Here is a 10,575-nt window from a genome sequence, read left to right on the forward strand (position 1 = left end):
ACGTGACGGGCTCAGCGCACCGCCAGCGTGGCTTCGGGCTTCAGCCGGGCGGCCAGCGCGTTGGGGTCCAGCAGCTGGATCAGCAGCTTGCCCTGGTTGGCGCGGATCAGGTGGCTGATGACCTGGCCCGCGCTGCCGGGCAGGGCGGGGGCCTGGGAGATCTGCTGGGCCTCGAAGGCGGGGACCGCGTGCAGGTCGCCCACCAGCAGCCCGACTTCGACGCCCTGGTGCTGGAACACGATGACCTGGCTGCCGAGCTGGTCGCTTTCGGGCAGGCCGAGCAGGCCGAACAGGTCGAATACCCACAGGTATTTGACGATGCGGCCGTCGCGGTGGCGGGCCAGCAGGCCGACACGGTGCCGGGCCGGGTCGGCCGAGACGCGCTTGAGCTGGGTGGCCGGCAGGGCTTCGAGCACGGCGGTGGCGGGCAGGGCAAAGAGGCCGTCGTCCACGAAGAAGGTGGCGAACTGCTCGCAGTGGGGCAGCACCTTGCGCTCGAGCAGCGCGGCTTCGCGGCGATGGGCGGGGTCCCGCTGCAGGGAGCGGACTTCGCCCAGCGGCCAGTAGCACACGGCCAGCACATCGTCTTGGTAGCCGTCGCTGACCTTGAACTCGCGGTAGCCGCTGGAGACACAGGCGGCCATCACGACGTACTGGCCATCGCGCACGACGATGCGGGCGCGGGACTCGCCGCGCTGGAGTTGGTGGAACTCGGCGGGCAAGGCAAAGCGGGTGCCGGTGGCGACCTCGTTCAGGGTGCTGGCGAGGACGAGGCCGTTGCGGTCGACATAGACCGCCTGGGCCTGGGCCATGAGCGGCAGGCCACCCTGGAGCATGGCGTGCAACTCGACGGCCGAGTCGAACACGATGCCGATGCCCCCGACGACCTGGCTGGGGTCGTCCAGATCGCGGATGGCGGCGTGATAGGTGTAGGTGCGCCGGCCCTGGTAGAGCGGCGAGGGCTCGAAGCCGCTGACGTGGTACTGCTGGGCGTGGCTGAGGGACAGCGTGGCGGCGAGGGCCGTGGCATCGATGCTCGACCCGATGACCGGGTGGCCATCGGGTGTGGTGGGGCGTGAGGAGGCGACGACGCGGCCGTGCTGGTCGTAAACGACCAGCTGGGTGTAGACGGTGTAGAGGCCGTTGATGTGCGCCAGGATGGCGTTGAGCTGCTGCAGGTCAGCCGCCGTGGGGTGGGCTTGCGCCAGCGTGCGGCGCAGCTCGGGCGTCATCGCCCACCAGCGGCAGTCGTTGGCGCGCTCGTACAGGTTGCGGTCGAGCAGGTCGACCATCAGGCGGGTGGTGAAGTCGGCCGCTTCCAGGTTGGAGGCCAGCGCCGCGTCGTAGAGGTCGCGGATGGCGCCCGAGAACAGCTGGTTGCTGCGCGCGCCGTTGTCGCTGATTTGGGCCAGCACCGATTTGAGCTGGCGCAGGTCGCGCTGGTCACCGGCGGCCATCACCTCGCCGTTCCAGACCACGCGGCGCACGGTGTCGGCGGCCTGGATGATTTCGTAGAGCGGCGGGCAAAAGGAGGCAGCGTGCGACAGCAGGCCCTCGGCGATGGCCTCGTCGAGCTGATCAAGGATGCCCGCGCCGCTCTGGGTGAAGGCCACGTCCAGTGGCACCATCACCTGGCCTTGCCAGCCCGGCGGGCCGGGGTAGCCCTGGTAGCCCTGGGTGGCAAAGGTTTGCGTCAGGTACTTGCGCCCGCCGTGGATGCACAGCTCAGGCTGGCCCGAGCGGTTGACGGGCACGCGCACCCCGCGCGGAATCCAGGCCTCGTCGGCGCTGGCCAGCACGCGGTTGGCGCCATCGAGCAGCAGGATGTTGTAGCGCGCATCGTCGCGGTGGCGGGCCTCGAAGATGCCGCGCATCTCGTCTTCAAAATGGAAGACCAGGCACAGCACGCCGACCACGGCCTGGGTCTGCGGGTGCAGCATGCGCTGGGAATAGACCAGCGCGGGGCCGGCGCCGGGGCGCAGGTCGGTGGCACGGAAGGTTTCGACGTGGGTCTCGCTGGCCAGCGTGGCGGGGATCAGCGGGTCGCGGCTGCCCTCGATGGGCGAGAGCGGGTCGATGTGGGCGAGCACGGCGCCCTGGGTGTCCAGCAGGATGATCTCCTGGTACACGGTGTACTTGTCGCGGTAGGCGCGCAGGCGCTCCACGGCACTGTCGCGGTCGGTGCGCAGGCCGGCGACGTACTCGCACAGCTCGCGGTCGGTGGCCAGAAAGCCGACGTCGGCGGTGCGCTCGTAGAGGTTGCGCACGACGATGTCGATGACGTCGCGCGCCTGGGTGCCGACCTCGGCCATGACGTTGTCCACGCGCTGGCGCACCAGGCTGTCGACGAGGTCGCGCTCCAGGCGCTCGAAACCTTGGCGGGTGGCCGCGATCATGGGCAGCAGGCCGCTGGCGTCGTCGCCGCAGTTCATCTCGGCCATGGCCTCGATCACGCGCCACATCAGGTTGAGCTCGCGCAGCGAGGCTTCGCAGCGCACCACATCGCGCATGTAGGGCAGGTAGTCGTCCAGGTTCATGCTCGGCGCTTTCTCATGGGTCGGTGCCCATGTTCTTGTGTCAGACATGAGCGGGGACGCACGCAAGAGGCGGGCCAGCTGTGCACCCATCTTGTGCATCCGGACCGATGAGGTGTGATCTTTTGCCGCTGCTCGCTTTAGGATGGCGGTTGCCTTGTGACCTTTCCTTTGCGCATGTCCGACATCCTCACCCTCACCATGAATCCGGCCCTGGACATCTCCACGGCCATCGACCGGGTCGAGCCGGTGCACAAGCTGCGTTGTGGTGCGCCCCAGACCCATCCGGGCGGCGGCGGCATCAATGTGGCGCGGGTGATGCACCGTCTGGGCAGCCGGGTGACGGCGATCTACACCGCTGGCGGCCCGCTGGGTCGGGAGCTCAGCACCTTGCTGGACGCCGAGGGCGTGCCCTCGCAGGTCGTGCCCATTGCAGGCGAAACCCGCGAGAGTTTTTCGGTGCATGAGCTGAGTTCAGGGCAGGACTACCGCTTCGTGCTGCCCGGCCCGACGCTGAGCGAGCCCGAGTGGACGGCCTGCCTGGACGCGGTGGTGGCGGGCCTGGCGCAGGCGCGCTATGTGGTGGTCAGCGGGGGCTTGCCGGCGGGCGTGCCGCTGGACTTCTATGCCCGCCTGGCGCGGCGTGTGCGCGAGGTGGGCGGCTGGCTGGTGCTGGACTCCAACGGGGCGGCGCTGGCCGAGACGCTGGCCGCGGGCGTCTACCTCGTCAAGCCCAGCCTGCGTGAGCTGCGCGAGCTGACCGGCCAGCCCTTGCCGGACGAGGCTTCGTGGCGTGATGCCGCGCGCCAGATCATCGCGCAGGGACAGGCCCAGATCGTGGCCTTGTCCTTGGGCGAGGACGGGGCCTTGCTGGTGACCGCTGACCAGGCTTGGCGGGCACGCAGCCTGAAGGTGAGTTTGGCCAGCACGATTGGCGCGGGCGACAGCTTCGTGGGCGGTCTGGTGTGGGCGCTCAGCGAAGGCAAGGCCCTGGACGAGGCCTTCCGCTACGCGATGGCGTCGGGGGCGGCGGCCTTGCTGTCGCCGGGCACGAACCTGTGCGATCCGGCCGATGTGGCGCGCCTGCGCCATGAGGTGGTGGTGACTGCGGCCTGAGGACGGGCTACCATCGCCCCCTCATGAGCGACCACCCCACCCTGACCTGGACCGACGCGAGCGGCCTGACCCACACCGCCCGCTGGCGCAGCGAATCGGGCGTGCCCGCGCCGCGTCGCGTGGTGGTGGCCGACGACCAGACCCCGGCTGACCGCGCCTACCGCCTGGCCTGCGAGGGCACGGCCCTGCTGTGGCAGGGCGATTTCCACAACGCGCGCCAGCTGCTGCAGGCGCTGGTGCGCCGCCTCGACAAGCGCGAGACACGGGGCCGTGAGGGGGCCCCTGACCCGGCGCAGGCCTTTCACCTGCACCGCAAGCGCCAGGCCGAGCGCGCGCGCATTTTGGGGCAGGTGCTGATCCCGGTGGAAGCCGGCCACCGCATCGCCTTGCGCCGTGCGCCGGACGTGGCCGCGGCCTGCACCGAAGCCGATGGCCCGGCCGACGAGGCCTATGTGCTGTCGCTGCGCGAGCTGCAGGGCCTGATTGGCGCCCACGAGTGGCGCAAGAAAGGCGTGGCCATCCCGGCGCTGCAGGCCGCCATCCACCCGCACTACGGTGTGTTTTCACCGCTGCGTGGCGAGTACCTGGACCTGGTGGCCAATGCCCCTTTGCCGGCCGCGCTGCAGCCCCACAGCGAAGCCTGGGACATCGGCACCGGCACCGGCGTGCTGGCGGCCGTGCTGGCGCGCCGTGGCATCCAACGTGTGCGCGCCACCGACCTGGCCCCGCGCGCCTTGGCCTGCGCCCGCGAGAACCTGCAACGCCTGGGCGTGCTGCCCCAGGTCGAGTTGCTGCAGACCGATCTGTTCCCAAGCGGCCGCGTGCCCCTGGTGGTGTGCAACCCGCCCTGGGTTCCGGCGCGGCCCCATTCGTCCGTCGAGCAAGCCGTCTACGACCCTGACAGCCAGATGCTGCGCGGTTTCCTGCAAGGCCTGGCGCCGCATCTCGCCCCGGGCGGCGAAGGCTGGCTGATCCTGTCGGACTTGGCCGAGCACCTGGGCCTGCGCAGTCGCGCCGAGCTGCTGGGCTGGATCGAGGCCGCCGGCCTGCAGGTGCTGGGCCGTCTGGACATCCGCCCCCGCCATGGCAAGGCCAGCGACCCCGCCGACCCGCTGCACGCCGCCCGCGCCGCCGAGGTCACGTCCCTGTGGCGGCTGGGCCTGGCGGTGGCGGCCGCTGCCCCAGCTGCCTGATCCATGCCAGAATCCGCCCCCCTGCCCCTCATTTTTCTCCCCCAAAAGGTATCCCCGTGGACTTGAAAGTGCCCATCAACATCGTCGAAGAGTTCAGCGAAGACGACGAGGTCCATGCGACCGGCCTGCTGGACATGGCCAGTGGCGATATCAGCCGCGTCGACTACGAAGACTACGACGTGGACACCCAGGGCCTGCCCTGCGACCGCGAGGACTACGAGTTCAGCGTCGGCATCCTGCGCAACCGCGGCAAGGAAGTCGAGTTCCGCGTCGACGTCAACAAGACCACCGGCCAGTACTCCGTGAGCGTCAACGAGCTGCTGGAAATCAAGACCCGCGCTGCCGCGCTGTTCGCGGCCGGCCCGAACTGAGACCGTGATCCACGTTCCCTGTGACATGGGTCACAGGGTGGCCCCCTCGTCTCGTGGGGGCGCTCTTGTTTTGGCGCCACGTCAGCCCCACCTGTGCGATAGTGGAATCACATCGGAAAGGAGGGTGCCATGATGTTGCTCGACGAGATGCTCGCACTGAACCTGCTCACCGCAGACCAGCACACCGAAATCGGTGCCTGGGTGCGCCAGGCCCGCACCCCCGATCGCATCCTGCAGATGCCCACCCACCTGTGGAAGGTGCTCGAAGGCGCCAGCGTGCTGATGGATTTCGATCCGGACGGTGCGACCGCCACGCTGCACTGAACGACCAGGGGGCCTCACGCCCCCTTTTTTCGCCTCACAGCGTGTGGGTGACCAGGCGGAAGTCCGGGTCCTCCGGATTGGGCTTGACCGTGAAGCCCAGGCTGCGCATCAACTTCAGCATGTTGCCGTTGTTGACCAGCACCAGGCCGATGATCTCGCTCAGGCCCTTTTCGCGGGCCACGTCCATGACGCTCTCCATCAGGCGTGAGCCCAGGCCCTTGCCGGCAAAGTCGTCGGCCACCACCAGCGAGAACTCGCAGGTCGACTGGTCCGGGTTGGTGATGTAGCGCGACACGCCCACCACACGTTCGGTTTCGGTGATCTCGCCCTCGGCGTCGGCGTGGCGCTCCTTGACCACGGCCACCAGGGCCATCTCGCGGTCGTAGTCGATCAGCGTGAAGCGCGAGAGCATGTTGGCCGGCAGCTCCGTCATGGCCGAGGCAAAGCGGAAGTAACGGCTCTCCGACGACAGGCCCTTGGCAAAGGTCTGCAGCATCTGCGCGTCATCCGGGTGGATGGGCCGGATCGTGTACTCGCCCCCGCCCCGCAGCGGCCAGACCTGTTCGTAGCGCGCCGGGTAGGGCAGGATGGACAGGTGCTGGTAACTGTTGGGACGCCCGGTCAGGTTCTGCGGTGCATGGTCGATGACGATGCGCGCGTCCACCGCCACGGCGCCATCCTCGTCGATGATGATGGGGTTGATGTCCATCTGGCGCAGCTGCGGCAGCTCACACACCATCTCGGAGACGCGCAGCAGCAACTGCTCGAGCGCCTCCATGTTCACGGCATTGGCGCCGCGCCAGTCGCCCAGGGTCTCGGCCACGCGGGCTCGGTTGATCAGGTGGCGGGCCAGGAACTGGTTGAGCGGCGGTAGCTCCATCGCGCGGTCGTTGATCAGCTCGATCATGGTGCCGCCCGCACCGAACACGATCACCGGGCCGAAGGGGTCGTCGGTCACCACGCCGATGTGCACCTCGCGGCCACGGCGGTTGCGCGCCATTTTCTGCACCGTCACGCCATTGATGCGCGCGGTCGGCTGCGCGCGGCGCACGCGCTCAACCATGTCGGTGAAGGTGTCACGCGCCTGGGTGCCGTTCATCACGTTGAGCACCACGCCTTGCACGTCGGATTTGTGGGTGATGTCGGGCGAGTCGATCTTGAGTGCCACCGGGAAGCCCAGCTGCATCGCGATCATCATGGCCTCGGGCGCGGTGCGCGCCAGGATGGTTTCGGTGACCGGGATGTGGAAGGACGCCAGCAGCGTCTTGGACTCCATCTCGGTGAGCACCTTGCGGCGCTCGGTCAGCACGCTCTCGATGACCAGGCGCGCGCCTTCGATGTCGGGCTCGGCCAACGTGGAGGCGGGCGGCGGCGTCTGCTGCAGCAGCAGCTGGTTTTGCGCGAAATTGGCGATGTTGCCAAAGGCGCCCACGGCCGCTTCCGGCGTGCGGAAGGTCGGGATGGCGGCGCTCTTGAGCACGGCGCGGCCTTCGCCCACCGAGGCCTCGCCCATCCAGCAGGTCAGCAGGGGCTTGCCCATGGTGCGGTGGACGTCGGCCAGCACCTTGGCGACCTCGGCCGCGTCCACCCCGATCTTGGGCGAGAAGATGACCAGCACGCCGTCGATCTGGCGGTCTTTGGCTGCAGCTTGCAGGGCGACGCGGTAATGCTCGGGGCCGGCCGTTTGCGACAGGTCGATCAGGTCGGTCAGCGAGGCGCCTGTCGGCAGTTGCGGCAGCAGCGCAGCAGCCGAGTCGGGGGACAGGCGGCCCAGTTCCAGCGAGATCTCGGTGACCCAGTCGGCCGCCAGCACGCCGGGGCCACCGCCATTGGTGATGATGGCGAGGTGGCGGCCCACCGGGCGGTAGCGCGAGGCCAGGCACTTGGCGGCCGAGAACAGCGCCACGAAGGACTGCACGCGCACGGCGCCCGCACGGCGCAGGGCCGCATCGAACACATCGTCGCTGCCGACGATGGCGCTGCTGTGCGTTTGCGCCGCCTCATTGCCGGCCTGCTTGCGGCCCGCCTTGAGGATGACCACCGGTTTGGCGGTGGCGGCCGAGCGCAGTGCGCTCATGAAGCGGCGGGCGTTGGAGATGCCCTCCATGTAGATGATGATGCTGTGGGTCTGGCGGTCGGCGGCCAGGAAGTCGAGCACGTCGGCGATGTCGAGGGCCGAATGCGGGCCCAGGGACACCACGGACGAGAAGCCTACGGCGTTGCTGGCCGCCCAGTCGAGCATGGACGAGGTGAGCGAGCCCGACTGCGACACCAGCGCCAGGCTGCCGCTGCGCGCCAGGGGGCCGGCCACGCTGGCGTTGAGCTGCGAGGGCGGGCGCTGGATGCCCAGGCCGTTGGGGCCCAGCAGGTGCACACCAGCCTGTTGCGCGACCTTGTGCAGCCCCTCGGCCTGCTCGGCGTTGATGCCCGAGGACAGCACCATCACGGCTGTGCAGTCCATGCGGCTGGCCAGCTCGATGGCGGGTGCGATGTCGGCAAACGGCAGCGCGATGATGGCCAGGTCGGCCTTGGCCGAGGCCAGGTCGGCCAGGGTGCCGCTGGTGGCGCGGATGTCGATGAAGCGGTAGGTGCCGGTGAAGCGCTGAGCCCGCAAGGCCGGGTGCAGCAGGCGAGCTTGTTCGGTCAGTTGCTCGGGGTCATCGGACGGGCCGGCAAAGATGGCGACCGTGCTGGGGGCGAACAGGGGGGTGAGGAAATGTTGGTCCATGGGGGGGTCAGTCGGCGCCGATGAGTGAACGGACGTGGGCTGCGGTACTGCGAGCGAGGGCGCTGAGGGCATAGCCGCCCTCCAGGCAGGAGATGACCCGACCGCGGCAGTGGCGGTCGGCCAGGCGCATGATCTGCTGGGTCACCCAGGCGTAGTCGGCCTCGACCAGGGCCAGGTTGCCCATGTCATCTTCGCGGTGCGCATCGAAGCCAGCGGAAATGTAGATCAGTTCGGGCTGGAACGCCTCCAGCCGAGGCAGCCATTGCATGAGCACGGCCTCACGGAACGCGTCGCTGCCCACACGTGCGGGCAGGCCCACGTTGACCATGTTGGGGCCGTCATGGGCCTCGCCCGAGTCAGGGAACAGGCCTCGCTCGTAGATGGAGCACATCAGCACGCGCTCGTCGCCGCGCAGGATGTCTTCGCTGCCGTTGCCGTGGTGCACGTCAAAGTCGATCAGGGCCACGCGCGACAGGCCATGCACGTCCAGCGCGTGGCGGATGCCCACGGCCACGTTGTTGAAGAAACAGAATCCCTGGGCCGAGGCGCGCTCGGCATGGTGACCGGGCGGGCGCACATTGCAAAAGGCCGACGGGGCCTTGCCGCCCAGCACCAGGTCGGTGGCCTGCACCACGGCGCCTGCGGCGTGCAGGGCGGCCTGCAGCGTGTGCGGGTTCATGCTGGTGTCAGGGTCGACGTGGTGGTAGCCCTCGGTGGGGGAGGCGGCAAACAGCTCCTGCACATACAGGGCGGCGTGGGCACGCTCCAGATTGGCCACTGTGGCCGGTTCGGCGTCGTAGGGGGCCATGTAGTCGAGCAAGCCCTTGGTCAGCAGCATGTCGTTGATCGCGCCCAGGCGCTCGGGGCACTCTGGGTGGTGCGGGCCCATTTCGTGCCGGGCGCACGCGGGGTGGGTGATGTAGGCGGACAGCAAAGGCAACTCCTGTCAGGAGGTCGGGGGGCCGGCGGGGTCAGTAAGGATTGCTGCTCAGCAAGCCGGAGATTGCATCCACGTAATACGGGCTGGCGCCGCTCCAGGTGCCGAGGTCGAACACGCTGTCGTCGGCGAGCTTGCGGATCTCGACCGTGGACATGCTCAAGGGCGAGCCCGAAGCGCAGGTGGTGGGTCCTTGCAAGGGGCGCAGGAAGTAGACGGCGCTTTCGGTGGTCGTGGAGGGGTTGGTCACGCGTCGAGCCACATAACTGCTGCGTTGACCTTCGACCAACAAGGCGGTTTCCACGCCGATGCCGATGGCGCGGGCGTTGTGGGCCGCCACAATGCCACCGGGGCAGCCCGTGCCGCTGGCCGGGGCCACCAGGCGGGCCATGAAGGTGATGAGCCGCCCCATGCGGTCACGGGAGTCGAGGTGCGAGTCAAGGATGGTGTGACGCAGCGCCGGGGGCGCGATGAAGCCGCCGTTCAGGCTCAGCGGGGAGGGGTCGAGGGTGACATAGCGGTTGTAGGGATTGGCCAGGGCATCGTCCGAGGTGACGGTCCCTTTGAGGGCCGCAAAGTCGAACTGACCCAGCACGGCCAAGCCGGCGCTGGTGCCGCCCAGCGGGGCGTTGCGGGCCAGCAAGGCCTGCAGGGTGCGGTCCAGGGCCGTGCCTTTCCAGTACTTGATGTAGTCGCTTTGGTTCCCGCCGCCAATGAACACCGCGTCGGCGCGCGCCACCACGGCATTGACGAACGGGTCGTTGGCCGCGGCCATGCTCGGGATCACCAGGGTTTCGACCGCGCTGAGGCCAAGGGCTGCACCACCCACCCAGCCATCGGCCGGCTGGCTCGATGTGCCGTTGGCCGCGTCGCTGTAATAGATATAGGGGTTGTAGGCCTCGGTGCCGGTGGCACGGATCACGACCAGGCGACCGCCCGTGCCAGGGCGCACCCCGGCACGCTGGATCATCCAGCGAAAGGCGGGGTCCACGTCAGGCCCGCCGCCCATCAGGACCAGCGAGGGGGTGTCTGGAGGGACACTCACGTTGACCGGCGCGTCGGCATTGCCGGTGATGAAGTAGCTGTAGGGCTTCTTGCCCGCGTGGGCCACGCTGAGCAGGGCGCACAGTGCCAGGCCCAGCAGCCAGCGCGCCAGCCAGAGGCGGGACGAGGGCACCCGTGCGGCGCCAACGAGCAGGGGCAGGGTCATGGCAGCTCCTTCGCGAAATCGGACAGCGTGATGTTGCCACGGTAAGCCGCTGCCCGTCGAGGGGCTTGCGCGATATCAAGGGCGGTGTGGGTTGTGCCGGTTTCTCGGGCACGGCGGATGCCCTAGACTGCCACTTTCGGCTGCTGACCAGGCGCGCCGTGT

At 68.8% G+C, this 10,575-nt stretch carries 8 protein-coding genes; 4 read left to right on the forward strand and 4 right to left on the reverse strand.

Translation table 11 applies throughout. The features are described from left to right. Window positions 1-11: 11 nt before the first annotated feature. Window positions 12-2,537: a chemotaxis protein CheW gene (locus AC3WW4_RS03130; RefSeq protein WP_488826934.1), complete on the reverse strand. Its 2,526-nt coding sequence runs from the start codon at window positions 2,535-2,537 to the stop codon at window positions 12-14. Between the two features lie 174 nt (window positions 2,538-2,711). On the opposite strand from AC3WW4_RS03130, the gene AC3WW4_RS03135 reads away from it, so the two are divergent. The 4 genes from AC3WW4_RS03135 to AC3WW4_RS03150 all read left to right on the forward strand — a co-directional run bounded on the left by AC3WW4_RS03135 (window position 2,712) and on the right by AC3WW4_RS03150 (window position 5,538). After that, complete coding sequence (locus tag AC3WW4_RS03135; protein ID WP_488829683.1) at window positions 2,712-3,650, forward strand: 1-phosphofructokinase family hexose kinase; 939 nt, start codon at window positions 2,712-2,714, stop codon at window positions 3,648-3,650. Window positions 3,651-3,673: 23 nt separating this feature from the next. Then, complete coding sequence (locus tag AC3WW4_RS03140; RefSeq protein WP_488826935.1) at window positions 3,674-4,843, forward strand: methyltransferase; 1,170 nt, start codon at window positions 3,674-3,676, stop codon at window positions 4,841-4,843. A 56-nt stretch (window positions 4,844-4,899) separates the two neighbouring features. After that, window positions 4,900-5,214: a hypothetical protein gene (locus AC3WW4_RS03145; protein ID WP_428020612.1), complete on the forward strand. Its 315-nt coding sequence runs from the start codon at window positions 4,900-4,902 to the stop codon at window positions 5,212-5,214. Between the two features lie 129 nt (window positions 5,215-5,343). Beyond that, window positions 5,344-5,538 (forward strand): hypothetical protein, encoded by a 195-nt coding sequence (locus AC3WW4_RS03150; RefSeq protein WP_488826936.1) that lies wholly within the window; start codon window positions 5,344-5,346, stop codon window positions 5,536-5,538. 34 nt (window positions 5,539-5,572) lie between these two features. Here AC3WW4_RS03150 and AC3WW4_RS03155 read toward each other — a convergent pair whose 3' ends face one another. The 3 genes from AC3WW4_RS03155 to AC3WW4_RS03165 are packed head-to-tail and all read right to left on the reverse strand — an operon-like array spanning window position 5,573 to window position 10,413. Next, window positions 5,573-8,266 (reverse strand): bifunctional acetate--CoA ligase family protein/GNAT family N-acetyltransferase, encoded by a 2,694-nt coding sequence (locus tag AC3WW4_RS03155; protein WP_488826937.1) that lies wholly within the window; start codon window positions 8,264-8,266, stop codon window positions 5,573-5,575. A gap of 7 nt (window positions 8,267-8,273) precedes the next feature. Then, complete coding sequence (locus tag AC3WW4_RS03160; protein WP_488826938.1) at window positions 8,274-9,200, reverse strand: histone deacetylase family protein; 927 nt, start codon at window positions 9,198-9,200, stop codon at window positions 8,274-8,276. Window positions 9,201-9,237: 37 nt separating this feature from the next. Further along, complete coding sequence (locus tag AC3WW4_RS03165) at window positions 9,238-10,413, reverse strand: cyanophycinase (RefSeq protein WP_488826939.1); 1,176 nt, start codon at window positions 10,411-10,413, stop codon at window positions 9,238-9,240. Window positions 10,414-10,575 lie beyond the last annotated feature (162 nt).

The organism is Aquabacterium sp. TM01 (genome assembly GCF_057808345.1).

Excerpts from the sequence above, each read along its gene's own strand:
- AC3WW4_RS03130 (WP_488826934.1), bottom strand. The coding sequence starts at position 2,537 with ATGAACCTGGACGACTACCTGCCCTACATGCGCGATGTGGTGCGCTGC.
- AC3WW4_RS03135 (WP_488829683.1), top strand. The coding sequence starts at position 2,712 with ATGTCCGACATCCTCACCCTCACCATGAATCCGGCCCTGGACATCTCC.
- AC3WW4_RS03140 (WP_488826935.1), top strand. The coding sequence starts at position 3,674 with ATGAGCGACCACCCCACCCTGACCTGGACCGACGCGAGCGGCCTGACC.
- AC3WW4_RS03150 (WP_488826936.1), top strand. The coding sequence starts at position 5,344 with ATGATGTTGCTCGACGAGATGCTCGCACTGAACCTGCTCACCGCAGAC.
- AC3WW4_RS03155 (WP_488826937.1), bottom strand. The coding sequence starts at position 8,266 with ATGGACCAACATTTCCTCACCCCCCTGTTCGCCCCCAGCACGGTCGCC.
- AC3WW4_RS03165 (WP_488826939.1), bottom strand. The coding sequence starts at position 10,413 with ATGACCCTGCCCCTGCTCGTTGGCGCCGCACGGGTGCCCTCGTCCCGC.